Consider the following 26,209-nt stretch of genomic DNA (forward strand, 5'->3'; position numbering starts at 1 on the left):
AGAGCGGAATCGAGGCGAATCAGCCCAGTTTGCGGCCGATATCGAGGAATTTCTGCCGCCGCTGCTTGCGGATGGCATCCCCATCAAAGTTCCGGAGCTCGTCGAACGCCTTGGCGATGGCCTCGCCCGTGGTGGCGATCATGGCGGCGGGGTCGCGGTGGGCGCCGCCGACCGGCTCCTTCAGGATGGCGTCGATCACGCCGAAGCGGAGCATATCCTGGGCGGTGATCTTCATGTTGTTGGCGGCTTCCTGCGCCTTGGTGCCGTCGCGCCAGAGGATCGAGGACGCCGCCTCCGGCGAGATCACGCTGTAGATCGCGTGCTCGAGCATCAGGACCTTGTTGGCGGTGGTGATGGCGATGGCGCCGCCCGACATGCCCTCGCCGGTGATAATCGCGACGTTGGGCACGGTCAGCGCCAGGCACGCATCGGTCGAGCGCGCGATGGCTTCCGCCTGGCCGCGCTCCTCGGCGCCGATGCCGGGATAGGCGCCGGCCGAATCGGCGAGCGACAGCACCGGCAGGCCGAACCGCTCGGCCATCTCCATCAGCCGCACGCATTTGCGATACCCTTCCGGCCGCGCCATGCCGAAATTGTGCCGGATGCGGCTCTCGGTGGAATCGCCCTTTTCCTGGCCCATCACGCAGATCGGCTCACCGCGGAAGCGGCCGAAGCCGGCGACCAGCGCCTCGTCCTCGCCGAACTTGCGGTCGCCGGCGAGCGGGGTGAATTCGGTGATCAGGCCCTTGATGAAGTCGTTGAAATGCGGCCGCTGCGGATGCCGCGCCACAAGCGTCTTCTGCCACGGCGTCAGGTTCGCATAGAGGTCGGCCAGCGCCTGCGCCGCCTTGTCCTCGATCCGCCCGACCTCGTCGCTGATGTCGGTGCCGGTGGCGGCGAGCGCGCGCAATTCGTCGACCTTGGAGTCGAGCTCGGCGACGGGCTTTTCGAAGTCGAGATAGCTGCGCATCTGGTCTAGCATCAACTCAATATAGGGGGACGGGGCGCGAGAAGCGAAGCAAGTTGGGGCGGCGGAAAGAAGTGTAGCGTCTTCAATGGTTTGGCTTGTGTGCTGGTGCAGTCGGCCAAATCAGCCGTGAGGCCCCGGCTCTTTCCGCGGAGATGTGGCCGAAGTCAAGGCGGTTTCACCCTTTACCCGTAGCCCGGATGGAGCGCAGCGCAATCCGGGAAGGTCTGGCCGCGAGGAGGCGGCCCCGGATTACGCGTCGCTCCATCCGGGCTACCAGCAGCAACTACTTCTCCGCCAGCGGGTGCAGGTCGCGCACCAAGCTCTTCAGCCGCTCCTCGACCACATGGGTATAGATCTGGGTGGTCGAGATGTCGGTGTGACCGAGCAGGGTCTGCACGATGCGCAGGTCCGCGCCGTTGTGCAGCAGATGGCTGGCAAAGGCGTGGCGCAGCACGTGCGGGGAGACCAGGCGGGCCTGCAAGCCGGACGCAACCGCGAGCTCCTTGAGGTCGCGGGCAAAATGCTGGCGCGTCAGATGTCCGCTCTCGCCGAACGAGGGGAACAGCCATTTCGACGCGGCCACGCTGTTCTTCCTGTCGGCCTTTGCCGCTTCCGTGGCGGCGAGATAGTCCGCCATCGCCTGCCGCGAGGCGTCGTTGAGCGGTACCAGCCGTTCCTTGTTGCCCTTGCCGCGCACCACGATCATGCGGGCGTCGCGCTTGGCCGCCGAGCGCGGCAGCGCCACCAGCTCGGAGACGCGCAGGCCCGTGGCGTAGAGCACCTCGAGCAGGCAATAGAGCCGCAAGGCACGCAGCCGTTTCGACCGCGAGGCATCTTCCGCCTCGCTCAATTCCCTGGCGCGGCGGAGCATGCGGTCGACGTCGGCGATCGACAACACTTTCGGCAGGCCGCGGCCGCGCTTCGGACCTGACAGGATCGCCGCGGGATCGTCGCCGCGGATGCGCTCGTTCAGCAGGAAACGGTAGAGGTGCCGCATCGCGGACAGCCGGCGGGCCACACTGGTGGATTTGAAGCCGCGGGTGTCGAGATCGGCGAGATAGTCGCGCAGCGTCTGGGTCTCGGCATCCACGAATGTATGGCCGACGCGGCCCAGAAATTCCGAGAAATCGCTGAGGTCGCGGCGGTAGGCATCGAGCGTGTTGGGGCCGGCGCCCTGTTCCGCGGCGAGCATGTCGAGGAACAGGCCGATGAGCTTGGCGTCTGAGGGTTTGGCGGGCATGCCCGGGAGGCTAGCTCCTATTTCTTGAGAAACTTGTCCGGCGGGATCGTCACCGTCATTTCCCGCGGCTTCGGGTTGACGAAGTTCGCCAGCGCGAAGAGCGCGCCATAGACGATGCCGCCGATCACGGCGACGACCGTCAGGAAGCGGAACAGGCTCGGCATCGTTCTGGGGTCTCGGGTCGGGGCGCGGCAGCCAAATTAACCAATGAAATCATCCAACATGTTCGCCGTTTCGTGGCAAGAGTCCTCTGGCGAGGGCCCCCATGGGGTCGTATAGGTGGCCAAAGCCATGCCGCATCTGGCGGCAGTTCGAGCGAGATCCAGTCGAGCGAGACGATGTCCGACGCCGCGTTGCCGCTTCCTGCTTCGCCCGAGGCCGACATCCTGTCGGCGCTCGGGGCGCGCTCGATCGTGCTCGTCGGCATGATGGGGGTGGGCAAATCCACCATCGGCCGCCGCCTCGCGGCCCGGCTCAGGCTGCCCTTCATCGATGCCGACACCGAAATCGAGGTGGCCCATGCCGGCATGACCATCCCGGAGATCTTTGCGGCCCATGGCGAGCCCTATTTCCGCGACGGCGAGGCCCGTGTGATCGCACGGCTGCTCGAGGGCGGGCCGATCGTGCTGGCGACCGGTGGCGGCGCTTTCATGCGCGAGGAGACGCGCGCACGCATCGCGGCGAAGGCCATCTCGATCTGGCTGAGGGCGGACCATGACGTCATCATGCGCCGCGTGCGGCGCCGTGCCGACCGTCCGCTGCTTCAGACCGCCGATCCCGAAGGAACCGTGACGCGCCTTCTCGCCCAGCGCGAGCCGATCTATGCCAATGCCGACCTCACCATCGCCTCGCGCGACGTGCCGCACGACAGAATCGTCGAGGAATGCATCGAGGCGCTGCACGCCCGTCTCTGCGGCGGAGAGCCAGCCCAACCGCCTGCCGACATTGCGAGTGCGTCAAGATGACTGCGCCGTTGAAACATTCCGATCCCATCAAGGTCGACGTCGCACTCGGTGACCGCGCCTATGACATCGTCATCGGCCGCGGCGTGCTGGCCTCGCTCGGCGAGCGTGTCGCCGCTCTGCGTCCCGGCGTGCGCACGGCCATCGTGACCGACCGCACCGTCGCGAAATACTGGCTCGAGCCCACTGAGGCGTCGCTCGCAGCCAGCGGTATTCCGACCTCGCGCATCGTCGTCGAGGAAGGCGAGATCTCGAAAACCTATGCCGGGCTCGAAAAGGTCAGCGAGGCCCTGATCGCAGCGAAGATCGAGCGCAACGATCTCGTCATCGCGCTCGGCGGCGGCGTGGTCGGCGATCTCGCCGGCTTTGCCGCGGCGATCCTGCGCCGCGGCGTCGATTTCGTGCAGGTGCCGACCTCGCTTCTCGCGCAGGTCGATTCCAGCGTCGGCGGCAAGACCGGCATCAACTCGCCGCAGGGCAAGAATCTGCTCGGGGCCTTCCACCAGCCGGTGCTCGTCATCGCCGACACCGCCGTGCTCGACACGCTGTCGCCGCGCCAGTTCCGGGCCGGCTATGCCGAGGTCGCCAAATACGGCGTGCTGGGCGACGAGGCCTTCTTCAGCTGGCTGGAGAAGAACCATGCCGACATCTCGAGGGGCGGATCGGCCCGCGAGCATGCGATCGCGACCTCCTGCCGGGCCAAGGCCGCAATCGTCGCGCGCGACGAGCGCGAGACCGGCGAGCGCGCGCTGCTCAATCTCGGCCACACCTTCGGCCACGCGCTGGAGGCTGTGACCGGCTTCTCCGACCGCCTGTTCCACGGCGAGGGCGTCGCCATCGGCATGACGCTGGCAGCGCAGTTCTCCGCGAAGCTCGGCATGATCGGCGAGCGTGAGGCGGCGCGCATCGAGCGCCACCTGATCGAGGCAGGCCTGCCGACGCGCCTGCAGGACATCGCCGGCTTTGCGCAGGAAGGGCTCGCCGATGCCGACGCGCTGATGGCGCTGATGGCGCAGGACAAGAAGGTCAAGCGCGGCAAGCTCACCTTCATCCTACTGGAGGCCGTGGGCCGCGCGGTGATCGCAAAGGACGTCGAGCCGGCGCCGGTGCGCGACTTCCTGAAAGAGAAGCTCGCGCAGTGATAACGGGACCGTTCAGATCGGCCGCCCGCGAAACGGCGGGGAACGCCGGGGCGGTCGCGAGGCAAACATGAGTTCGATCTCGATCAATCTGCTGCTTGCGGCCCTCCTGCTCGCCGCCAACGCGTTTTACGTGGCGGCGGAATTTGCGCTGGTGAAGAGCCGCGGCTTCCGCGTCAAGGCCATGGTCGAGCAGAACCGCTTCGGCGCGCGCCTGCTGCAGACGATGATGGGGAACATCGAATCCTATCTCGCCTGCTGCCAGCTCGGCATCACCATGGCCTCGCTCGGCCTCGGCTGGATCGGTGAGCCGACGGTGTCTGCGCTGCTGAGCCCCGTCCTCAGCCCGCTCGGAATGTCGGAGGCCACGCTGCACTTCACCTCGTTCGTGGCGGGTTTTCTGGTCTTCTCTTCGCTGCACATCGTCATCGGCGAGCAGGTGCCGAAGACGCTTGCGATCAGGGAGCCGATGCCAGTGTCGCAGTGGATTGCCTATCCGCTGCATTTTTCCTACCTCCTGTTCTACCCGCTGAGCTGGTGCCTCAACACGGCGTCGAGCGCGATCCTCCGTCTGATGGGGGTGCAGGAGTTCTCGCAACACGAAATCCTGACGGATTCGGAGATCGAGGGCCTGGTCGAGGAATCGGCCGTGCACGGCAAGATCGAGAGCGGCGAGGCCGAGTACATTCACAACGTCTTCCGTCTCGGCGAGCTGACGGTGTCTGACGTGATGGTCCACCGCACGGCCATGGTGATGATCAACGCCGACCTGCCGCCGGAGGAGCTGGTGCGGGAGGTGCTGGCCACCGAATACACCCGCATTCCGCTGTGGCGGGACAAGTCGGAGAACATCATCGGCATTCTGCACGCCAAGGATCTGTTGCGCGCGATCCGCGCATCGGAGGGCGACACGTCGCGCATCGACGTCACCACCATCATGCTGCCGCCCTGGTTCGTGCCGGAGATGCGGCCGATATCCCAGCAGCTCAAGGCGTTCCGCCGCCGCAAGACCCATTTCGCACTCGTCGTCGACGAGTATGGTGAGGTCGAAGGCCTCGTGACGCTGGAAGACATTCTGGAGGAGATCGTCGGCGACATCTCCGACGAGCATGACGTGGTGGTCGCCGGCGTGCGCCGTCAGCCGGACGGCTCCGTCGTGGTCGACGGGTCGGTGCCGATCCGCGACCTCAACCGCGCCATGGACTGGCATCTGCCCGATGAAGAGGCAACCACGGTCGCCGGTCTCGTCATTCACGAGGCGCGCTCGATCCCCGACCGCGGCCAGAGCTTCACCTTCCACGGTTTCCGCTTCCGCGTCCTCCGCCGCGAGCGCAACCGCATCACCGCGCTCCGTATTTCACCGGTGACGCGCGAGGCCGAGCTCGAAGAGGCAAAGCCGAGACGGGCCGGGACGTCGTTCTAATTTTTCCCTTACCCTCCCCTGGAGGGGTCCGGGACGAGCGTAGCTCGCCCGTGGGTCGCTACGCATGAAGAGCAGCGCAATGCGTAGCGGGGTGGGGTGACGGTCTTCCCACATCCAACAGTACCCGAGTGGAGAGATCACCCCACCCCGCTCGCGCTGCGCGCGATCGACCCTCCCCCTCCAGGGCAGGGTCAGAGAATTCAACCTTCCCCCGGCGCCTGCGCATTGATCGCCAGCGCGTGCACGCTGCCGGCGAGTTCCGCGGCGAGCGCTGAATTTATCATGCGATGACGGTCGATCCGGCTCTTCCCTTTGAAGGCGGCAGACACGATATACACACGGAAGTGCGTCTCGCCGCCTGCTCGGTGGCCGGCGTGGCCCTCATGCAAATGTGACTCGTCGACGACTTGCAGGCTTTCCGGCGTGAAAGCTTCCTGCAACTTGTTGCTGATAGTGTCTTTCATAGCCATGTGTGCCATTAAGGTGCGCGCTCGCATCCCGTCAATACCCGGACGTCCAAGCTCGTCGCGACCGGGTGCTCAGCGAATTGCAATGTCAAGACTTGAAGGTTTTTGCATTGCGTAGTCAAAGTCAGCCATGCCGATCGATTCATCAAAATTCTTCGACTCCATCCGCGTGAAGCCGCGGGGCAAGCAGCCGGAAGTGAAGCCGCGCGACACCGCGGTCAATTGCGAATGGGCGGGCTGCGCCAACAAGGGCTCGCACCGGGCGCCGAAGGGCCGCGAGAACCAGCGCGAGTACTGGCACTTCTGCCTCGACCACGTGCGCGAGTACAACCAGAACTACAATTTCTTTTCCGGCATGAATGCCGAAGCCGTCGCGCGCTATCAGAAGGATGCGCTGACCGGTCACCGTCCGACCTGGAAGATGGGCGCCAATGGCGGCAAGAAGGGCGCGGAAGAGATCGACATGGCGGCCGATCCTTTCAGCATGTTCAGCGAGATCAACGGCCGCGCCAGCTGGCGTAAGGGCCCCGAAGCGGAGCCCAAGGCCGAGACGCGCAAAGTGATGAACGCCGAGCGCAAGGCGCTTCAGGTCATGGGCCTCGGCCCCAGCGCGACGCTTGCCGACGTCAAGACCAAGTACAAGGCGCTGGTGAAGCAGCACCACCCCGACGCCAATGGCGGCGACCGCTCGACCGAGGACCGCCTGATCGAGATCATCAAGGCGTATAATTATCTGAAGACGGTCGTGCGCGAGGCGTAGGGGCCCGCGGTCTTCTCCGCTGTTTTCCGCGCTCTTGCGGCGACGACAGTGTCGTAGGGTGGGCAAAGCAAAGCGTGCCCACCTTTTTTTCGATCGAGAGAGATGGTGGGCACGGCGCAAGTGCGCCTTTGGCTACCCTACGATTCCGGTCTCGCGGAGGCATCCGCTCTCAAACTTCCGGCATCGCCCCGACATATGACGAGCTCGGCCTGATCAACCGCCCCGTCCGCTGCTGCTCGCGGGCATGCGCGGTCCAGCCCGCGCTGCGCGCGATCGCGAAGATCGGCGTGAACGCCTGCCGCGGAATCGCCAGCGCATCGAGCAGGATCGCGGTGAAGAACTCGACGTTCGTCTCCAGCGGCCGCTCCGGATTCTTCTTGCGCAAGGCGCTGCGGATATAAGCCTCGACCTCGCCGGCAAACGGCAAATCGGTGCCATTGGACGCAAGCGCCTCGACCGCGGTCTTGAGCACGTCGGCGCGCGGATCGCGGACGCGATAGACGCGGTGACCGAAACCCATCATGCGCTCGCCGCGCGCCAGCGCCGCGTCGACCCAGGACTGAATGCGCTCGCGCGAGCCGATCGCGTCCAGCATTTCCAGCACCGGCTCCGGCGCGCCGCCATGCAGCGGACCGGTCAGCGCGCAATAGCCGGCGGTGACGGCCGCGAACAGGTCGGCCTGCGTCGAGGCCACCACGCGCGCGGCGAAGGTCGATGCGTTCATGCCGTGGTCGCTGGCGGTGACGAGATAGGCGTCGAGCGCCGTGACCTCGCGCGCTGCAGGCGAACGGCCGTGCAACATGCGCAGCGTGTCGGCGGCATGGCTCACGGTGGGATCGGGCGCGACCGGCTCGAGCCCCTTAGCGCGCCTGACCAGCGCGCCCGCGATCACCGGAAACGCGCCGACGATCGTCGCCTCGTGCTCCAGCCCGTGCTCGGCGCGAAGTCCGGCGACGGCCGCACGAAACCCGTCGATGATGCCCATGCCGCGCGTCGCCGGCAGCAGGTCCGGCAGCCACGCGAAGGCGCGCTCGCGCGCCACGCCCAGGTTTGAGCGCACATTGGCTTCGGTGAGGGTGGTCTTGCTGGCGCCATTCCAGAGCCGGGCGGTAACGCCTTCGAAGCTCGAGATGGCGGCGAGCCGCCCGACGTGCTCCCCGGCGATGATGAGCTCGCCGCGCTCGCCGTCGACATGGCTCAGCACGGTCTCGGCCGCGGGAACGCCGTCCAGCCCGATCTGGCTTTTGGTGAGGTGGATGTTCATGACCCAAATCTCCTGTTCACGGAGAACAAGGTCAGGCCTCTCGACACATTGATCAATCTTGATTACATAAATCAATATGAAAAATTCTGATGGGCTGTACCTCTCCGCTCGGGAAGCCGCCGCCGAGCTCGCGATCTCTCCGGCCACCCTCTACGCCTATGTCAGCCGCGGCCTGATCCGCTCCGAGCCGACGCCGGACTCGCGAAAGAACCGCTATCGCGCCGAGGACGTTCGGGCGCTGAAGGAGCGCCGTGTGCCGTCGCCGGAGCCACGCGGCCTGCGCAGCTTCGATGCCGATCTGCCGGTGATGGACACGGAGATCTCGACCATCACCGAGGAGGGCGCCATCTATCGCGGCGTCAATTGCGTCGATCTTTCCGAGAGTGACACGCTGGAGCACGCCGCGACGCTGCTGTGGGATGTCGCCGACGTCGATCCGTTTGCCCCCGACAATCAACCGGAACTCTCCGAGGAAATGCGCGTGATCGCGAAGGCCGCGCGCCGGGCCGCACCGATCGACCGCGCCATCGCCGTGCTCGCACTGGCCGCCAGCGTCGATCCCCGCGCCTTCACCCGGGCACCCGATGGCCGCGCTATGGTCGGCGCGCGCATCGTCCGCCTGCTGGTTGCGACCATGCTCAATGCGGACGCCTCGGCCGAGCCGCTGCATCAGCAGGTCGCGCGCGCCTGGGCGGCGGACAACAAGCACGCGCCCGACCTGATCCGCCGCGCGCTGGTACTGCTCGCCGATCACGAGCTGAACGCGTCGACCTTCACCGCGCGCTGCGCTGCCTCGACCGGCCTCAACCTTTATGACTCCGTCATCGCCGGGCTCGCCGCGTTGAAAGGGCCGAAGCATGGCGGCGCCGGCGTCCTGGCCTCACAGCTCGTCAAGACGCTGGTCGACCGCGACGTCGAGCCTGTCGTGCGCGAGCGTGTCGCCCTCGGTGAACGCTTTGCCGGCTTTGGCCACGGCGTCTACAAGCACGGCGACCCCCGCGCGCAGTCGCTGCTGAACGCGCTGTCGCGCTCCGGCGCGCCGCGCAAATTCACCAGGGAAGTGCCAGAGCGGATCGCGGAAGCCACCGGCGAGTTCGTCAATATCGACTACGCGCTCGCCGTGCTGGTCCACGCACTGCGCCTGCCCGCCGGCAGCGAGCTGGCGCTGTTCGCGATGGCCCGCAGCGTCGGCTGGATCGCGCATGCCAGCGAGCAATTGCAGTTCGGCAAGCTGATCAGACCGAGGGCAAGATATGTGGGGCCTGCGCCGGGACGCAGGGCGGGGGCTGCCGGTTAGAACCTCTGTCAGTGCGGCAATCTCCGCTGTCGTCGCTGCGAACGCAGGAGGACAGCGTTCCTGGAATGACGGCTCGCACTGACCCGGGGCAGTTCACACCATCGCTTCCGCGACGACCATGTAGTTCACGTCCATATCGGACGACAGCGACCATTTGTCGGCGAAAGGCGAGTAGACGACGCCGGTCTGCTCGGTGATGACAAGACGGTTGTCGAGCAGGTATTTCGTCAGTTCGTCGGGCGTGACGAACTTGTTCCACTCATGCGTGCCGCGCGGTAGCCAGCGCAGGACGTATTCGGCACCGACGATGGCGAGGGCAAAGCTCTTCCAGTTGCGGTTCAGCGTCGAGACCACCATCAGGCCGTTCGGCTTCAGCATCGCGGCGCAGCGCTTCAGGAACATGCCGACGTCGGTGACGTGCTCGACCACCTCCATCGCCAGCACGATGTCGAAGCGCTCGCGCGGGTCGATCTCCTCCACCGTGGTGCAGCGATAGTCGATCGCCAGATGGCTCTTGTCGGCGTGCAGCTTCGCCGCCGCGATGTTGCTCGCGGAGGGATCGATGCCGATGACCTGCGCTCCGAGGCGCGACAGCGGCTCGCAGAGCAGGCCGGCGCCGCAGCCGATGTCGAGCACGCGCAAGGACCCAAGACAATTGAGGCTGCGCACGTTGCGCTCGAACTTGCGGCAGGCGGCGTCGCGGATATAGCCGAGCCGCAACGGGTTGATCCGGTGCAGCGGCGCCATCTTGCCCTTGGGATCCCACCATTCCGCCGAGAGTTTCGAGAATTTCGCGATCTCGGCGGCGTCGACGCTCGAGCCGAGCTGGGCGGAAAGAGAAGTATTTTGCTGCATGCTCATGGTTGGGCGCGGTCCTACCGCGTGGTGATCGAACTACGGAAGGCGAGCGGCGAGGCGATGGTCTTGATCGTCTCGATACCCTCGCCGACGCCGCGAATCGTCACGTCGCCGTAGTTGAGAATACGTCCAAGAATGGTCTGGTCGACATCGACGCTCTCGACCTTGTCCAGCGCCATCTCGAAGGTTCGGCGCTTGATGAAGCCGGTCTTGTGCACGACCCTGAGGTTGGTGACGTCGGTCTCGGTGGTGAAACGATGGAACCAGCCCTTCACGGTCCAATACAGGGCCGCCAGAGCCGCGAGACCCGCGGCCCCGAGGCAAAGCAGAACGAGCCAGTCGACGGTCGCCTGCCGCGACAGGATGAGCAGGGCCAGCGCCGCGATCCAGGCCACGATGGCCGGAAAGTAGAAGATCCAGTGCGCATTGGTCGAATACAGCACGCGCTCGCCGGGCTGCAGGATCTCGTCGATGTAACGCGCCATGATCTAGCTTAACCCACTACCCCACCCTGCCCCCGCAGGAACCCGCTTGCCCCCGGCCCCGCCGCTCTGTATACGCGCGGTCGGTGTCCCCGAGGCACCCGTCCAGTGCGGGCCACCATACTGATCCTTATGAAGGAATGCACGCGTCGTCATGAGCCGCCTCGTGATGAAATTCGGCGGCACGTCCGTCGCCAACATCGAACGTATCCGCAACGTCGCACGCCATGTGAAGCGTGAGGTCGATGCCGGCCACGAAGTGGCCGTGGTCGTCTCGGCGATGGCCGGCAAGACCAACGAGCTGGTCGCCTGGTGCACCGAGGCCTCGCCGATGCACGACGCGCGCGAATATGACGCCGTGGTCGCCTCGGGCGAACAGGTGACGTCCGGCCTTCTTGCCATCGTGCTCCAGGGCATGGGCATCCAAGCCCGCTCGTGGCAGGGCTGGCAGATCCCGATCAAGACCAGCGACGCCCATGCCTCGGCCCGGATCGAGGACATCGACGGCAGCGAGATCATCAAGCGCTTCAAGGACCGAAAGGAGGTCGCGGTCATCGCCGGCTTCCAGGGCATCAACCCCGAGACGGGTCGCATCACCACGCTCGGCCGTGGCGGCTCCGACACCTCGGCCGTGGCGATCGCCGCCGCCGTCAAGGCCGACCGCTGCGACATCTACACCGACGTCGACGGCGTCTACACCACCGACCCGCGAATCGTGCCGAAGGCCAAGAGGCTCGACAAGATCGCATTCGAAGACATGCTGGAACTGGCCTCGCAGGGCGCCAAGGTGCTCCAGGTCCGCTCGGTGGAACTCGGCATGGTTCACAACATGCCGATCTTCGTCCGCTCGAGCTTCGATAAGCCCGAGGATATCGACCCGCATGCCAACCAGCCGCCCGGCACGCTGATCTGCAGCGAGGAGGAGATCATGGAAAGCCACGTCGTCACCGGTATCGCCTTCTCCAAGGACGAGGCTCAGATCTCGGTGCGCCAGATCGAGGACAAGCCCGGCGTTGCGGCCTCGATCTTCGGCCCGCTGGCTGATGCCACTATCAACGTCGACATGATCGTGCAGAATGTGTCCGAGGACGGCAAGACCACCGACCTCACCTTCACCGTGCCGGCCGCCGACTTCACCCGCGCCAAGGATACGATTACCGCAGCCAAGGCCAAGATCGGCTATGCGCGGCTCGATACCGCCACCGATGTCGCCAAGATCTCGGTGATCGGCAGCGGCATGCGCAGCCATGCCGGCGTCGCCGCCCAGGCGTTCTCGGCGCTCGCCGGGCGGAACATCAACATTCGGGCCATTACAACCTCCGAGATCAAATTTTCGGTCTTGATCGATACCGCCTATACCGAGCTTGCGGTGCGCACCTTGCATACGCTCTACGGTCTCGATCAGACCTGACGGTCTTTCCGGAAAACCGCTTCGCACTTTTCCGGACAGTGCCAAAAGGCTAATTTTCTCTTAGCGGTCGCAGCAAACGCGAAGGTGTACACACCTTCGCGTTTGGCAGGCGTTTTGCTTGGCAAAACAAGCCTCAATTCGCTATACGGCGGACAGGGTGGGCTGCCGCAGACTGTGTCCCAGTTCAGGCGGCGCTGATTCGGTACGAGCACTCAATCTCCCGTGGATTTGGGCTTGTGCCTGCGCCGGACAAACAATTTGATTGTTTTTCTGGAATTTTGGTCCAGCCGCCGGCCGATATCGCCGGGCCCGGCCGATGGAGGAGATTGACGGTTCATGCGGAGCGCGTCGGGAGGTCCCCGCGTCTTGTTGAGACGGCTCCGCGAGACCATGGCGGAGCAGGTCTCGGCCCAGGAGCGGCTGGACAAGATCGTGGTGCTGATCGCCGCCAACATGGTGGCCGAGGTGTGCTCGGTCTATGTGCTGCGCATCGACAATACGCTCGAGCTCTACGCCACCGAAGGTCTCAACCGCGAGGCGGTGCACCACACCGTGCTCAGCGCCCATGAGGGCCTGGTCGGCCTCGTCGCCAGCGAGGCGACGCCGCTCAATTTGAGCGACGCGCAGAGCCACCCGGCGTTCTCGTTCCGGCCCGAGACCGGCGAAGAAATCTACCATTCCTTCCTCGGCGTGCCGATCCTGCGCGCCGGCAACACGCTCGGCGTGCTGGTGGTGCAGAATCGCGCCAAGCGCAATTATGTCGAGGAGGAGCTCGAGGCGCTCCAGACCACCGCGATGGTGCTGGCCGAGCTGATCGCCTCCGGCGAACTCTCCGCGCTGGCGCAGCCGGGCCAGGAGCCGGCGGCGCGCCATTCGGCGCAGAAAGTCGGTGCCATCCTGTCGGAGGGCATCGCGCTCGGCCATGTCGTGCTGCACGAGCCGCGCGTCGTCATCAAGGACTACATCGCCGAAGACCTGCCGAAGGAGATCAAGCGGCTCGATACTGCGCTCGCCAAGCTGCGTGCCGATCTCGACCGCATGCTGGAGCGCGGCGACGTCGCCGAAGGCGGCGAGCACCGTGAGGTGCTTGAAGCCTATCGCATGTTCGCCAACGACCAGGGCTGGTCGCACAAGCTGCACGAGGCGGTCGCGACCGGCCTCACCGCGGAAGCCGCGGTCGAGCGCGTCCAGTCGGACACCCGCGCGCGCATGCTGCGCTCGACCGACCCCTATTTGCGCGACCGGCTGCACGATCTGGAAGACCTCGGCTACCGCCTGATGCGGCAGCTGGTCGGCCAGGATCATGCGCCCTCGCGCGAGCAGCTGCCCGACAACGCCATCGTCATCGCCCGCGCGATGGGCCCGGCGGCGCTGCTCGACTACGACCGCAAGCGCCTGCGCGGCATCGTGCTGGAGGAAGGCACCGCGAACTCGCACGTCTCGATCGTGGCGCGGGCGCTGGGCATCCCTGCGGTCGGCGAGGTGCCGAACGCGCCTGGAATCGCCGATCCCGGCGACGCCATCATCGTCGACGGCACCTCGGGCTCGATCTATGTGCGCCCGTCGCAGGAGATCGAGGCGGCCTTCGCCGAGCGCGTGCGCTTCCGCGCCCGCCGCCAGGCGCAGTACCTGGCGCTGCGCGACCGGCCCTGCGTCACCAGGGACGGCCAGAAGGTCGAGCTGATGATCAACGCAGGTCTTGCGATCGACCTGCCGCATATCGAGGACACCGGCAGTGCCGGCATCGGCCTGTTCCGCACCGAGCTGCAATTCATGGTCGGTCAGAGCCTGCCGCGCACCAGCGACCAGCTCGCGCTCTATCGCACCGTGCTCGATGCCGCCGGACCTAAGCCCGTCACCTTCCGCACGCTCGATATTGGCGGCGACAAGGCGCTGCCCTATATGGAAGCGGTGATCGAGGAAAACCCCGCGCTCGGCTGGCGCGCGATCCGGCTCGGGCTCGATCGTCCCGGCCTGTTGCGCGGCCAAATCCGCGCGCTGCTGCGCGCCGGCGGCGGCCGCGCGCTGCGCATCATGTTCCCGATGATCTCGGAGGTCGCCGAATTCGACTCGGCCAAGGCGCTGGTCGAGCGCGAGCTCACATACCTCCGCCAGCACGGCCACACGCTGCCCGAGCGAATCGACATCGGCACCATGGTCGAAGTGCCCGCGCTGCTCTACCAGCTCGACGAGCTCTTGAAGAAGGTCGATTTCATCTCGGTCGGCTCCAACGATCTGTTCCAGTTCCTGTTCGCGGTCGACCGCGGCAACGCCAAGGTCTCCGAGCGCTTCGACACCATGTCGGCGCCGATCATGCGCGCCTTGCGTGACATCGCGCGCAAGGCGCACGCGGCGCAGAAGTCGCTCTCGCTGTGCGGCGAGATGGCCTCCAAGCCGATCGGCGCACTGGCGCTGATTGCGCTGGGCTACCGCTCGCTCTCGCTCTCGGCGACCGCGCTCGGCCCGGTCAAGGCGATGGTGCTCGACCTCGACGCCAAGAAGGCCGAAGCGATGCTGGGCCCTCTGCTGGATGCGCCTGCGGGCAGCGTCTCGATCCGGCAGAAGCTGACGGAATTTGCCGAGGCCGAGGGCCTTGCGTTGTAGCGGGCCTGTCGCCAGCTTCCCGCCGCCCTCGCCTCCTTCCGCACTTTGAGACAGAACCGATGTCGTCACTTCCCGAAGCCAAACTGGACGTCCTGCTCGCGCATCACGCTTCGCTCGAGGCCGAATCGCTCGGACAGCTCGCCTCCGAGCGTTACGTGCAGATCACGCGCGAGCTCGCCGAGCTCACGCCCCTGATCGAGGCGGTGAAGGCCTATCGCGCCGCCGTCAAGGAGCTCGCCGACACCGACGCGTTGATCGCCGATGCCGCCACCGATGCCGAGATGCGCGGCATGGCGGAAGCCGAACGCGACGAGCTCGCGCCGAAAATCGAGGAACTGGTCCAGAAGATCCGCGTCGCGCTCCTGCCCAAGGACGCCATGGACGACCGCAACGTTATGCTGGAAATCCGCGCCGGCACCGGCGGCGACGAGGCTTCGCTGTTCGCCGGCGACCTGTTCCGGATGTACGAGCGCTTCGCCAGCTTGCAGGGCTGGAAGGTCGAGGTGATCTCCGCCAGTGAAGGCACCGTCGGCGGCTACAAGGAAATCATCGCCGAGATCCAGGGCCGCGGCGCATTCTCCAAGCTGAAATTCGAATCCGGCGTGCACCGCGTGCAGCGCGTGCCCGACACCGAGACGCAGGGGCGCATCCACACCTCCGCCGCGACGGTCGCCGTGCTGCCCGAGGTCGAGGACGTCGACGTGGACATCAAGAACGACGACCTGCGCATCGAAACCATGCGCGCAGGGGGCGCCGGTGGCCAGCACGTCAACAAGACGGAATCGGCGATCCGCATCACCCACATCCCGACCGGCATCGTGGTGATGATGCAGGACAGCCGCTCGCAGCACAAGAATCGCGCCTCCGCCATGAACATCCTGCGCTCGCGCATCTATGACGCCGAGCGGCAACGCGTCGAGGCGGCGCGCTCGGCCGAGCGCAAGGAGAAGGTCGGCTCCGGCGACCGCTCCGAGCGCATCCGCACCTACAATTTTCCGCAAGGACGCGTCACCGATCATCGCATCAACCTCACGCTCTACAAGCTGCCGCAGGTGATCGCGGGTGAAGCGCTCGGCGAACTGATCGACGCACTGACGACGGAGCACCAGGCCGCACAGCTCGCTGCGCAAGGCGCGGCGGCCTGAGGCGTGAGCAACCCCTTCACCGGACAATCCATCGAGAGCGCGCGGCGGGCGCTGGCTGCGCAACTGAGATCGGCACGGCTCGACGAAGCCGAGCTCGACGCGCGCATCCTGATCAGTGCGGCACTCGGCCTCGACCTCACCGGCCTGGTCACACAGGCGGCCCGTCTCCTGACCGCGGCCGAAGCATCGCGGCTCACGCAACATGCACAGCGCCGCATCGCCGGCGAGCCGGTGTCGCGCATTCTCGGGACGCGCGAATTCTGGGGCTTGCCGTTCCGCCTGTCGGAAGCAACCCTGGTGCCGCGCCCCGATACCGAGACCGTGGTCGAGCTTGCGCTCGAGATTCTCCGGGAGCGGCAGGCATCTGACCCGCCGCGGATCGCCGACATCGGCACCGGATCGGGCGCGATCCTGCTCGCGCTGCTGCACGAAATTCCGGATGCGTTCGGCGTCGGCACCGATCTCAGCCAGAACGCGCTCATGACCGCCAGGGACAATGCCGCGGCGCTGGGACTCGCCGACCGCGCCGCCTTCGTCGCCTGCTCCTACGCCGCGGCGCTCGGTGGCCCGTTCGACCTCATCGTGTCGAATCCGCCCTACATTCCCTCGGCTGAAATTCCGAAATTGAGCATCGAGGTGCGCGAGCACGACCCGCATCTGGCGCTCGACGGCGGCAATGACGGATACGACGCCTATCGCGCCCTGATCCCGCAGGCGAGCGAGCGGCTCGCCCCCGGCGGCGCCCTGGTCGTCGAGGCCGGACAGGGCCAGGCCCAAAATATTGAAACCTTGATGAGGGCCGCCGCGTTATCGCTGAACAGGTCACCCAAGGCCGACTTGGCGGGCATTCCGCGGGCCGTTTCGGCCCGAAAAATGCCCCCATAAAAGCCGGATTGGCCTGCAAAAACCACTTGGAATATCCCGTGGGAACGACTACGTTCCGGTCAACACATCGGTGCCGGCCCCGTAGACCTACGGGCGAAAGCCGGGCTCTCGGGCGAGAGCTTTACTGATTGAAGGTTCCAAGCCGCAGGTCCTGTTGAGCGCGATGGCCCGTGGAGCTGCGCTGCTCTCTCCGACCGCAAGTGAACGAAAGCCTGATATTGCGCTTGAACACTTACGCAAGAAAGCTGGGCTTGTTTCGGCAGGCGAAATGAATGGGTTCGCTGGCAATGGATGCTGGCGGGTGGGGAACGCGTCTTTGTTGAACGCGACGGTCGACGAACATCGGCAGGGTTGGATCCGCTTTTGCGCGGTGCGCGCAAGACATGTGAGCCACTGTCACCAGGTCACTCCTAGCAATCAGTAACGCGTGCAACCTTTAGGGCTGGAATTAAAGGCAGGACATGAGAAACGGTCAGAACAAGCAGCGGATGCGCAACCGCAACAACAATAACAACAACAACCGGCGCGGCCAGAACCCGATGACCCGGGTCTACGAATCCAACGGACCCGACATCAAGATTCGCGGCACTGCTTCGCACATCGCCGAAAAGTATCTCCAGCTTGCACGTGACGCGCGCTCCTCCGGCGATCCCGTTGCAGCCGAGAACTACTACCAGCACGCCGAGCATTATTTCCGCCTGATCGCGGCGGCTCAGGAGCAGTTCCGTCAGAACCAGCAGCCGCGCGGCGATGAGCCCATCGCCAGCAGCGACGAGGGCGAGGACGACGGTGAGAATTTCTCGGCCTTCGGCCAGGAGCCCGGCTTCGTCCCGCAGCCCCAGCCGCAGCCCTTCATGCGCGACCGCGACGGCCAACGCGATCATCACCAGCGTGATCACCAGCCGCGCGACAACCAGCCGCCCTATCAGCGCGACAATCAGCAGCCGCGCGAGCACCGCGAACGCGATCACCGTCCGCAGCCGCAGTATCAGCCGCAACCCGCCAACCAGCCGCAGCCTGTCATCGCCGATGGCGGCGTCGACCGCCTACCCTCCTTCATCACCGGCGCGCAGCCGCAGGTGAACGGCAATCAGGGCGGCTTCGAGGGCGGCGGTGGCGGCGAGCGCTATCCGCGCCGGCGGCGCCGGCCGCATGGCCCGCGCCCGGAGCGTGAAGCCGCTCCGGTCGCTTCCAGCGACGAAGTCGCCCCGGGCGAGTAAGCTCTTCTGACTTTCCGACTCGAATCGTCCCGGCCTCGCCGGGACGATTTGCTTTTGATGCTGTGCGTTGGCCGGGCACAGGCCCACCTCTCCCGAAGGGAGAGGCGAAGCTAACTGCGCGTCACCGTCGTCGAGGATGGCACCAGCACGGGCTTGGCGAGCGAGGGAATCAGCCGCGCCCGCTCGCGCTTGGCGGGGATCGCGCGGTAGACCTGCTTGGTCGCCTCCACGATGTGGACGCCGGCAAAGGGCAGTGACAGCGCGGCACCGGCACGTTCCCACATCTGGGCCGATTTCAACACCCAGCCGCCGGCGTAAGGCGGCATGAACAGCGCCTCGCCCCAAGCGGTCGGCGTGAACCAGGTCTGGCGCAACAGCTCGGTGATCTGCGAGCGCGAATAGGGCCGGCCATGGCCGAACGGCGTGCTGTCGGTGCGGGTCCACACCCCACGCCGGTTCGGGATCACGGCGATGACGCGCCCAGAGGGCGACAGCACGCGCCACACCTCGCGCAGCAATGCGGCCGGATCGTCCGACATCTCCAGCGCGTGCACCAGGAGAATGCGGTCGACCGCGGCGTCGGGAAGCGGCAGCGAGAACTCATCCACCAGCGAGGCCAGCGCGGGCCGTCCCGTCGGCCATTTCAGGACACCCTGCGCCGCCGGCATGAAGGCGAGGCAGCGCTCGGCGTCCTCGCGGAACAACCCCAGATAGGGTGTGGGATAGCCGACGCCGAGCACGCGCTGGCCCTCGGCGCTGGGCCAACGCTCCCTGATGCCGCGATTGATCATTTGCCGCGCCACGATGCCGAGGCGGCGGGAATAGAACTCGCGGAGGTCGACGACGTCGATGGTCATGACCGCAATGTAACATGCGCCAGGGCGCCGCTGCGCGCGGAATATTGCATTGCCTGCGCAACGTTAACGCCATATTTGTCTGGCGGGGCTGAGCGCGATGGAGATGACATGGCCGCCGAAATTCGTACTTTCAACTGTTTAAACGACAATTTCGGTTATCTGATCCACGATGTGGAAACCAAAGCGACGGCCTCGATCGACGCGCCGGAGGCCGGCCCGATCCTCAAGGCCCTGGAGCGCGAGGGCTGGCAGCTCACCGACATCCTGATCACCCATCATCATGGCGATCATGTCGGCGGGGTCGCCGAGCTCAAGCAGAAATACAATTGCCGCGTCGTCGCGCCGCACGACAAGACCACGAAGATCGCCAACGTCGACCAGCGCGTCGCCAATGCCGACGTGGTCAAGATCGGCAATCTGCTGGCGCGTGTCGTGGAGACGCCCGGCCACACGCTCGACCACATCTCCTACGTGTTCGACAATGAGAAGACGGTGTTCGCCGCCGACACGCTGTTCTCGATCGGCTGCGGCCGCGTGTTCGAGGGCACCTATCCGATGATGTGGGATTCGCTGCTGAAGCTGCGCGCCCTGCCCGACGACTTCAAGCTCTATTGCGGCCACGAATACACGGCGTCCAACGTCAAGTTCGCGCTCACCATCGAGCCGGACAACGCGGCGCTGCAGGCGCGCGCCGCGGAGGTGACAAAGCTGCGCGCCGAGAACAAGCCGACCATTCCCTCGCTGCTCGGCGAGGAGAAGCGCGCCAACGTGTTCCTGCGCGCCGATGAGCCGGCGGTCGCGGCCAAGCTGCATATGAAGGGCGCGGATCCCGCTGCGGTGTTCGGCGAACTGCGCGAGCGCAAGAATAAATCCTGACGCACAAGTCCTGAAGCACACATCCCGACGAGGATCGATGCCGACCGCAGCCGAGATCATCGCCCGCCTCGAGCTCCGCCCGCATCCGGAAGGCGGACATTATCGCGAGACGTTTCGCGACCAGAGCACGGACGCCAACGGGCGTTCGCGCTCGACGCTGATCTACTTCCTGCTCGCGCGCGGCGAGCGTTCGCACTGGCATCGCGTCGATGCGGTGGAGACGTGGCACTATTATTCCGGCAGCCCCTTGACGCTGCGCATCGCCCATGACGGCTGCTCGCAGCACGAGGTGCGGCTCGGCGCCGACCTCGGCGGCGGTGAGCGGCCGCAGGCGATCGTGCCTGCCCTGGCCTGGCAGATGGCGGAAACCACCGGCGAGTGGACGCTGGTCGGCTGCACCGTGGCACCCGCATTCGAGTTCGCAGGCTTCGAGCTCGCGCCGTCCGGCTGGGAGCCGTAGCTCCGCTCCAATCATCGCTTCCGCAGCACCATGTCCTTGGCCGCGATCAGGCCGCCCCCGGCAATGAGGATCGCAGCAAGGGCGATGTTGGCGCTGGCCTTGGCGAAACCGGCAGCGATGAGGAATCCCGTCGAGAGCAATGGCGTCGCGTAGGAGGCGGCGCCGAGCACACGGATGTCGCCGCGCTTCATGCCGATGTCCCAGGCGTAGAACGCGGCACCGACCGGGCCGATGCCGAGTGCGATGACTGAGAGCCATTGCACCGTGGTCTCCGGCCAGACCGTGGTTTCAAGCAGACCATGCATCAGCGCGGCCAATATTGCCGTGGCAAGACAGAAGCCCGCGACCGCATCGGTCGGCACCGCTTTCAACCGGCGCGACAGCACCGAATAGGTCGCCCAGACGAACGCCGCGATGAAGGCCGCGATGAGACCCGGCACAGCTCCAGGCGCAAAACCGCTGGTGTTGCCGGCGAACAGCAGCACCGTGCCGACGAGGCCGAGCACGGCGCCGATGATGTGGTGCGCCGCCAGCCGCTCGCCCGGCAGGAAGGACGAGAACAGCACGATCAAGAGCGGCCACAGGTAATTCAGAAGGCCGGCTTCGGCCGGCGGGGCGAAGCGCAGCGCGAGGAAATACAGCGCGTGATAGCCAAACAGGCCGCCGACGCCGACGATCCAGACGGCGAGCGGTTGCCGCAAGCTTCTCGCCGCCTCGCTCCGCCCGATCCAGGTGAGCAGGCCGACGACACAGCCGATCGCGAAGGTCATCGCAGCGAGCTGAAACGCCGGGATCTTTCCGGTCGCCACCGTCATCACCGACAGCAGCGACCACATCAGGATCGCGGTCAGACCGATCAGCGTGGCAGTGCGGGGAGTCATTGGCCCAATGTTTCCGTCATGCGGGGCTTGTCCCGGCCATCCACGTTCTTCCGTGGCGACGGCTGTTGTAAGGCCGTGGATGCCCGGGACAAGCCCGGGCATGACGATGTGGACAATATCAGCCTGCGTGATGCGATCGCATCACACCATGTACTGGCCGCCGTTGACCGACAGCGTCGAGCCGGTGATGGCGCCGGCCTCATCCGCGGCGAGGAACACGACGGCACGCGCGATCTCTTCGGGCTCGCCGAGACGGCCGATCGGAATCAGCGGCAGGATCGCCTTCTCCAGCACGTCCTTCGGCACTGCCTGCACCATCTCGGTATTGATGTAGCCGGGACAGATCGCATTCACGGTGATGCCGCCCTTGGCGTTCTCCAGCGCCAGGGCCTTGGTGAAACCGATCTCGCCGGCTTTCGCTGCGGAGTAGTTGACCTGTCCGAACTGCCCCTTCTGGCCGTTGATCGAGGAAATGTTGATGATGCGACCGAACTTGCGCCCGCGCATGCCTTCGATCACCTGGCGCGACATGTTGAATAGCGAGCCGAGATTGGTGTTGATGACGGCGTTCCACTGCTCAAGCGTCATCTTGTGGAAGGCACCGTCCTTGGTGATGCCGGCATTGTTGACCAGCACGTCGACCGGGCCGACCTCGGCCTCGACCTTCTTCACGCCCTCGGCGCAGGCCTCGAAACTGCTGACGTCCCACTTGTAAACCGCAATGCCGGTCTCGGCCTTGAATTTCTCCGCGGCAGCGTCGTTGCCGGCATAGCTCGCCGCAACCTTGTAGCCGGCGGCCTTCAGCGCCTTGCTGATCGCAGCACCGATGCCCCGCGTACCACCCGTCACCAATGCAACACGTGCCATGTCGTATTCCTTCCCTCTTCCTTGGACGCTTCGGACTTTTCTGACGTGATCGCTTTTTAGCTACGGATTATGCGGTTGGTTTGACGGACATCAAGAACAAAACGCCCGGCATCGAGCCGGGCGTTTTTCTTTAGTCGAGGCTTGTCGGGTTGCGAAGAATATTTGATTTGCAACCGCTGCCTTTTTAGTCGCGTGCAACGCACGCGCTGACGTGTGCGGCGCACCCGTCAGCTGCGCGTAAGATCAGTCGCGCGCCACACACATGGCGATGCCCATGCCGCCGCCGATGCACAGCGTGGCCAAGCCCTTCTTCGAATCGCGCTTCTGCATTTCGTGCAGCAGCGTCACCAGCACGCGTGCGCCGGACGCGCCGACCGGATGGCCGATCGCGATCGCACCGCCGTTGACGTTGACCTTGGAGGTATCCCAGCCGAGGTCCTTGTTGACCGCGCAGGCCTGTGCCGCGAAGGCTTCGTTGGCCTCGATCAAATCGAGATCGCCGACGCTCCAGCCGGCCTTCTTCAGCGCGGCGCGCGAGGCCGGGATCGGGCCCGAGCCCATGATCTTCGGATCGACGCCGGCCTGCGCCCAGGACACGATCCGCGCCAGCGGCTTCTTGCCTTCCTTGGCGGCCTGCTTGGCGGTCATCAGCACCACGGCGGCAGCGCCGTCGTTGATGCCCGAGGCCGAGCCCGCGGTCACCGTGCCATCCTTCTCGAAGGCGGGCTTGAGCTTGGCCATCGCGTCGAGCGTGGCGCCATGGCGCGGATATTCGTCGGCGCTGACGACGACGTCGCCCTTGCGGGTCTTGATGGTGACGGGGACGATCTCGTCGTTGAACTTGCCGGCCTTCTGCGCCGCCTCGGCCTTCTGCTGCGAGGCCACGGCGAACTCGTCCTGCTGGGCACGGGTGATCTGCCATTGCCGCGCGACGTTCTCGGCGGTGTTGCCCATGTGGTAGCCGTTGAAGGCATCCCACAGGCCATCCTTGATCATGGTGTCGACCAGCTCCAGGCCGCCCATCTTCACGCCGCCGCGCAGATGCTGGGCGTGCGGGGCCATGCTCATCGATTCCTGCCCGCCGGCGACCACGATCTCGGAATCGCCGTTGAGCAGCGCCTGGTAGCCGAGCGCAACCGTGCGCAGGCCCGAGCCGCACAGCTGATTGACGCCCCAAGCCGGGCTCTCCACCGGAATGCCGGCGCCGATCGACGCCTGGCGGGCCGGGTTCTGGCCTTGGGCGGCGGTCAGGATCTGACCCATGATCACTTCGGAGACCCGGCCGGGCTCGATGCCGGCGCGCTCCAGCGCGGCCTTGATGGCAACGGCGCCGAGGTCATGGGCGGGAAGGGTCGCGAACGCTCCGTTGAAGCTTCCGACCGGGGTGCGGGCGGCGCTGACGATGACGACATCGTCTGACATGGGCATCTCCTGGGGCTTGAGGTTCTTGTGAAGGGGGCAGGCGGGCTGGAAAGCGATCGCCAGTCTCGTCAGCCATCCTGTTAACGTCGTTGAGGCATGTCAATCGGCCGGGGCCCGAATTCATACCGCAGCGCATTCAAAATAGCGTTCTTGGCGTTTTCGCAAGCAGGATTTTGCTCTGCAATTAACCGTGCCGCACAAAACGGTAGCGTGAGCCCTTTGAAAATGCTTATTTTGTTGCGTTGCGTACTCTTCCCGCCCTGCGGCATTGCCCGACAGGTTCCCGTTCTCCGCGTTTGCAAGTGAGAGCCCATGGCGAAATCAGACCAACCCACCACAATCAAGAAATACGCGAACCGCCGGCTCTATAACACCGGAACGAGCACCTATGTGACGCTCGAAGACCTCGCCGCGATGGTCAAGGACGGCGAAGACTTCCTGGTCTATGACGCCAAGACCGGCGACGACATCACCCGCTCCGTGCTCGCCCAGATCATCTTCGAGCAGGAGAACAAGGCCGGCCAGAACCTGTTGCCGACCACCTTCCTTCGCCAGCTGATCCGCTTCTATGGCGACAGCATGCAGATGGTGGTGCCGAAATATCTGGAGCAGTCGATCGCAACCCTGACCCAGGAGCAGGAGAAGTTCCGCAAGCAGATCGCCAATACGCTGTCCGGCACTCCTTTTGCTCCGTTGGAAGAGCAAGTCCGCCGCAACATGGAGCTGTTCCAGCAGACCTTCTCGATGTTCAAGCCGTTCGCTGCGCCCCGTCCGGCGGCCAGCCCCGAGCCGGAGCCCGATGCGAATGCCGAGGCGCCGAAGGACAGCAACATCGACGAGCTGCGCCAGCAGATGAAGGAAATGCAGGAGCGCCTCGAGCGGATGTCGAAGAAGGACGAATAGTCTTTCATTCGCGCCGGCCCCTGTACGCGGGAGGGCGAGCCACGTCTGACCGAAGCAACCATTGGGACCATGTCTACGCCACCAAGGGCGAGGCCGAGGTCAGCTGGTATCAGGATAGCCCCGCGATCTCGCTCGCGATGATTCGCGCAGCCGGCTCCGATCGCGACACGACCATCATCGATGTCGGCGGCGGCGCATCGCGCCTGGTCGATGCGCTGTTGCAGGACGGCTATCGCGACATCGCCGTGCTGGATCTTTCTGCCAATGCGCTCGCGGCGGCGAAGAAGCGCATCGGTCCGGCCGCTTCGACGGTCGACTGGATCGTCGCCGATGCCACGACGTGGCGTCCGACCAGGACCTACGATGTCTGGCACGATCGCGCAGCGTTTCACTTCCTGACTGACCCGCGCGACAGGGTCGCTTACGTGGAGCGCCTGCGGTCGGCGGTCAGACCTGGCGGCCACGTCATCATTGGGACGTTTGCACCCGACGGTCCCGAGAAATGCAGCGGCCTGCCGGTGCAGCGCCATGACAGCGCCAGCCTTGCGGCGGAGCTCGGGCCGGAATTTAAACTGGTCGAGACGCGCAGCGAGACGCACCACACGCCGTGGCATTCGACGCAGGCGTTTCAGTTCAGCCGGTTTCGGCGGCAGAAATAGTTCTCGTCATGGCCGGGCTTGACCCGGCCATCCACGTCTTGACGCGCGACGCGAAGAACGTGGATCCCCGGGACAAGCCCGGGCATGACGACAGAGACTCCGGATCAAGCCGCCATCTTCACGGCATGCGCAAAGTCCCAGTAGAGCTTGCGCGCCTTGGCGTAGAACGGGCCCGGCTTCAGCTCGCGCTCGTCGATGCGGATCACGGGCGCGACCTTGGCGAAATTGCCGGTCGAAAAGATCTCGTCGGCGGTCAGGAAATCGGCGTAGCGCAGCGTCTTCTCGACCACGGTGACGCCGTCGGCGCGAAGCAGGCTGATGACGCGCTGGCGCGTGATGCCGTTGAGGAAGGTGCCGTTCGGCACCGGCGTGAACACCACGCCATCCCTGGCCATGAACACGTTGGAATTGCCGAACTCGGCGACGTTGCCGAGCATGTCGAGCATCAGCGCGTTCTGGAAGCCGCGCGACGCAGCTTCGGCGAGTACGCGCGAATTGTTCGGGTAGAGGCAGGCGGCCTTGGCTTCGACCGGCGCGCATTCGGCCGTCGGCCTACGAAACGGCGACAAGGTGATCGCGTTGCCGACGGGCTTTGGCATCGGCGCTTCGTAGATGCACAGGCACCAATTGGTGGTCTCGGGGTCGAACAGCACGCCGCCGCCGCTTCCGTTCTGCGCCCAGTACATCGGACGGATATAGAGCTCGGCATTTCCGGCAAAGCGCGCGATGCCTTCGTTCGCGAGCGTCAGCCAGGTGTCGGTATCGACCACCGGCTTCAGGCCGAAACTGATCGCGGATTGATTGGCGCGGGCGACGTGACGATCGAGATCCGGTGCGACGCCCTCGAAAGCGCGAGCGCCGTCGAACACGATCGAGCCGAGCCAGGCCGCATGCGTGCGCGGCCCCATGATCGGCACGTTGCCCTCGTGCCATTTGCCCTCGAAGAAGGTCCAGCTCGGCGAGTAGTCGATGGGCTTCTTGATCTCGGCCATGACCGGCCTCCTTTTCGAACGATCCGGCACTATTGTCCCAATTTCTAAACGATTTGCTGCGGGGAAATGGTGAGTTACCCTCTCCCCTTGTGGGAGAGGGTGGCTCGCCGCGTAGCGGCGAGACGGGTGAGGGGTATCCATCCGCGAACTCACCTGCGGAGAAAA

General features: G+C 65.4%; 26 protein-coding genes. 14 read left to right on the forward strand and 12 right to left on the reverse strand.

Annotation, left to right across the window (positions count from 1 at the left end):
* Positions 1-19: 19 nt before the first annotated feature.
* From XF30_RS01520 to XF30_RS01530, 3 genes are all read right to left on the reverse strand, one after another.
* On the reverse strand, positions 20-982 hold the full coding sequence (locus XF30_RS01520; RefSeq protein WP_036014693.1) for an acetyl-CoA carboxylase carboxyltransferase subunit alpha: 963 nt from the start codon (positions 980-982) through the stop codon (positions 20-22).
* A 271-nt stretch (positions 983-1,253) separates the two neighbouring features.
* Positions 1,254-2,210, reverse strand: coding sequence for a site-specific tyrosine recombinase XerD (gene xerD, locus XF30_RS01525; RefSeq protein ID WP_109141743.1), 957 nt, complete (start codon positions 2,208-2,210; stop codon positions 1,254-1,256).
* Positions 2,211-2,227: 17 nt separating this feature from the next.
* On the reverse strand, positions 2,228-2,374 hold the full coding sequence (locus XF30_RS01530; RefSeq protein ID WP_109141744.1) for a histidine kinase: 147 nt from the start codon (positions 2,372-2,374) through the stop codon (positions 2,228-2,230).
* A 174-nt stretch (positions 2,375-2,548) separates the two neighbouring features.
* On the opposite strand from XF30_RS01530, the gene XF30_RS01535 reads away from it, so the two are divergent.
* The 3 genes from XF30_RS01535 (at position 2,549) to XF30_RS01545 (ending at position 5,734) form a co-directional block, all read left to right on the forward strand.
* A complete protein-coding gene (locus tag XF30_RS01535) occupies positions 2,549-3,175 on the forward strand; it encodes a shikimate kinase (protein ID WP_036042618.1) in 627 nt (208 codons plus the stop codon).
* Positions 3,172-4,314, forward strand: coding sequence for a 3-dehydroquinate synthase (gene aroB, locus XF30_RS01540; protein WP_036014703.1), 1,143 nt, complete (start codon positions 3,172-3,174; stop codon positions 4,312-4,314). The genes XF30_RS01535 and aroB overlap by 4 nt, the downstream gene beginning before the upstream one ends.
* A 67-nt stretch (positions 4,315-4,381) precedes the next feature.
* Positions 4,382-5,734, forward strand: coding sequence for a hemolysin family protein (locus XF30_RS01545; RefSeq protein ID WP_036014704.1), 1,353 nt, complete (start codon positions 4,382-4,384; stop codon positions 5,732-5,734).
* Between the two features lie 200 nt (positions 5,735-5,934).
* Here the strand turns inward: XF30_RS01545 and XF30_RS01550 are convergent, their stop codons facing one another.
* Positions 5,935-6,204, reverse strand: coding sequence for a BolA family protein (locus XF30_RS01550; protein ID WP_050995968.1), 270 nt, complete (start codon positions 6,202-6,204; stop codon positions 5,935-5,937).
* 127 nt (positions 6,205-6,331) lie between these two features.
* Here XF30_RS01550 and XF30_RS01555 point away from each other — a divergent pair, with 127 nt between their 5' ends.
* On the forward strand, positions 6,332-6,961 hold the full coding sequence (locus XF30_RS01555) for a J domain-containing protein (RefSeq protein ID WP_036014711.1): 630 nt from the start codon (positions 6,332-6,334) through the stop codon (positions 6,959-6,961).
* Between the two features lie 169 nt (positions 6,962-7,130).
* Here the strand turns inward: XF30_RS01555 and XF30_RS01560 are convergent, their stop codons facing one another.
* Positions 7,131-8,225: a citrate synthase/methylcitrate synthase gene (locus XF30_RS01560; RefSeq protein ID WP_109141745.1), complete on the reverse strand. Its 1,095-nt coding sequence runs from the start codon at positions 8,223-8,225 to the stop codon at positions 7,131-7,133.
* Between the two features lie 76 nt (positions 8,226-8,301).
* Here XF30_RS01560 and XF30_RS01565 point away from each other — a divergent pair, with 76 nt between their 5' ends.
* Entirely contained in the window at positions 8,302-9,522 is a 1,221-nt protein-coding gene (locus XF30_RS01565; RefSeq protein ID WP_036014714.1) for a citrate/2-methylcitrate synthase, read from the forward strand.
* 93 nt (positions 9,523-9,615) lie between these two features.
* Here XF30_RS01565 and ubiG read toward each other — a convergent pair whose 3' ends face one another.
* Entirely contained in the window at positions 9,616-10,383 is a 768-nt protein-coding gene (ubiG, locus tag XF30_RS01570) for a bifunctional 2-polyprenyl-6-hydroxyphenol methylase/3-demethylubiquinol 3-O-methyltransferase UbiG (protein WP_036026212.1), read from the reverse strand.
* A gap of 14 nt (positions 10,384-10,397) precedes the next feature.
* Positions 10,398-10,865: a PH domain-containing protein gene (locus XF30_RS01575; protein ID WP_036014717.1), complete on the reverse strand. Its 468-nt coding sequence runs from the start codon at positions 10,863-10,865 to the stop codon at positions 10,398-10,400.
* 151 nt (positions 10,866-11,016) lie between these two features.
* Here XF30_RS01575 and XF30_RS01580 point away from each other — a divergent pair, with 151 nt between their 5' ends.
* The 5 genes from XF30_RS01580 to XF30_RS01600 all read left to right on the forward strand — a co-directional run bounded on the left by XF30_RS01580 (position 11,017) and on the right by XF30_RS01600 (position 18,127).
* The gene (locus tag XF30_RS01580) at positions 11,017-12,273 is read left to right on the forward strand and encodes an aspartate kinase (protein ID WP_109141746.1); all 1,257 of its coding nucleotides are present in this window, start codon (positions 11,017-11,019) and stop codon (positions 12,271-12,273) included.
* Positions 12,274-12,609: 336 nt separating this feature from the next.
* A complete protein-coding gene (gene ptsP / locus XF30_RS01585) occupies positions 12,610-14,877 on the forward strand; it encodes a phosphoenolpyruvate--protein phosphotransferase (protein ID WP_036014720.1) in 2,268 nt (755 codons plus the stop codon).
* A gap of 59 nt (positions 14,878-14,936) precedes the next feature.
* On the forward strand, positions 14,937-16,022 hold the full coding sequence (gene prfA, locus XF30_RS01590; RefSeq protein ID WP_036014722.1) for a peptide chain release factor 1: 1,086 nt from the start codon (positions 14,937-14,939) through the stop codon (positions 16,020-16,022).
* Between the two features lie 3 nt (positions 16,023-16,025).
* Positions 16,026-16,907 (forward strand): peptide chain release factor N(5)-glutamine methyltransferase, encoded by an 882-nt coding sequence (prmC, locus tag XF30_RS01595; protein ID WP_109141747.1) that lies wholly within the window; start codon positions 16,026-16,028, stop codon positions 16,905-16,907.
* A gap of 461 nt (positions 16,908-17,368) precedes the next feature.
* On the forward strand, positions 17,369-18,127 hold the full coding sequence (locus XF30_RS01600) for a DUF4167 domain-containing protein (RefSeq protein ID WP_036042629.1): 759 nt from the start codon (positions 17,369-17,371) through the stop codon (positions 18,125-18,127).
* A 110-nt stretch (positions 18,128-18,237) separates the two neighbouring features.
* Here the strand turns inward: XF30_RS01600 and XF30_RS01605 are convergent, their stop codons facing one another.
* The gene (locus tag XF30_RS01605) at positions 18,238-18,984 is read right to left on the reverse strand and encodes a methyltransferase domain-containing protein (RefSeq protein WP_036014737.1); all 747 of its coding nucleotides are present in this window, start codon (positions 18,982-18,984) and stop codon (positions 18,238-18,240) included.
* Between the two features lie 108 nt (positions 18,985-19,092).
* On the opposite strand from XF30_RS01605, the gene gloB reads away from it, so the two are divergent.
* Together gloB and XF30_RS01615 are read left to right on the forward strand one after the other, a co-directional pair.
* Complete coding sequence (gloB, locus tag XF30_RS01610; RefSeq protein ID WP_036042630.1) at positions 19,093-19,860, forward strand: hydroxyacylglutathione hydrolase; 768 nt, start codon at positions 19,093-19,095, stop codon at positions 19,858-19,860.
* A 37-nt stretch (positions 19,861-19,897) separates the two neighbouring features.
* The gene (locus XF30_RS01615) at positions 19,898-20,320 is read left to right on the forward strand and encodes a cupin domain-containing protein (protein ID WP_109141748.1); all 423 of its coding nucleotides are present in this window, start codon (positions 19,898-19,900) and stop codon (positions 20,318-20,320) included.
* 11 nt (positions 20,321-20,331) lie between these two features.
* Here XF30_RS01615 and yddG read toward each other — a convergent pair whose 3' ends face one another.
* From yddG to XF30_RS01630, 3 genes are all read right to left on the reverse strand, one after another.
* The gene (gene yddG / locus XF30_RS01620) at positions 20,332-21,201 is read right to left on the reverse strand and encodes an aromatic amino acid exporter YddG (RefSeq protein WP_109141749.1); all 870 of its coding nucleotides are present in this window, start codon (positions 21,199-21,201) and stop codon (positions 20,332-20,334) included.
* A 141-nt stretch (positions 21,202-21,342) separates the two neighbouring features.
* Positions 21,343-22,068: an acetoacetyl-CoA reductase gene (gene phbB, locus XF30_RS01625; protein ID WP_036014745.1), complete on the reverse strand. Its 726-nt coding sequence runs from the start codon at positions 22,066-22,068 to the stop codon at positions 21,343-21,345.
* 243 nt (positions 22,069-22,311) lie between these two features.
* Positions 22,312-23,490, reverse strand: a complete 1,179-nt coding sequence (locus XF30_RS01630) for an acetyl-CoA C-acetyltransferase (RefSeq protein WP_036026194.1) — start codon at positions 23,488-23,490, stop codon at positions 22,312-22,314.
* Between the two features lie 312 nt (positions 23,491-23,802).
* Here XF30_RS01630 and phaR point away from each other — a divergent pair, with 312 nt between their 5' ends.
* Positions 23,803-24,393 carry a polyhydroxyalkanoate synthesis repressor PhaR gene (gene phaR / locus XF30_RS01635; RefSeq protein WP_036014750.1) on the forward strand — a complete coding sequence of 197 codons (591 nt, stop codon included), beginning with the start codon at positions 23,803-23,805 and terminating at the stop codon, positions 24,391-24,393.
* 137 nt (positions 24,394-24,530) lie between these two features.
* Positions 24,531-25,052: a class I SAM-dependent methyltransferase gene (locus XF30_RS01640; protein WP_244608853.1), complete on the forward strand. Its 522-nt coding sequence runs from the start codon at positions 24,531-24,533 to the stop codon at positions 25,050-25,052.
* 104 nt (positions 25,053-25,156) lie between these two features.
* On the opposite strand, the gene XF30_RS01645 is transcribed toward XF30_RS01640, so the two are convergent.
* Positions 25,157-26,044, reverse strand: coding sequence for a branched-chain amino acid aminotransferase (locus XF30_RS01645; RefSeq protein WP_109141751.1), 888 nt, complete (start codon positions 26,042-26,044; stop codon positions 25,157-25,159).
* Between the last annotated feature and the right edge of the window lie 165 nt (positions 26,045-26,209).

Origin of the sequence: Bradyrhizobium sp. SUTN9-2 (assembly GCF_003122645.1) — a bacterium.
Classification (GTDB): domain Bacteria; phylum Pseudomonadota; class Alphaproteobacteria; order Rhizobiales; family Xanthobacteraceae; genus Bradyrhizobium; species Bradyrhizobium yuanmingense.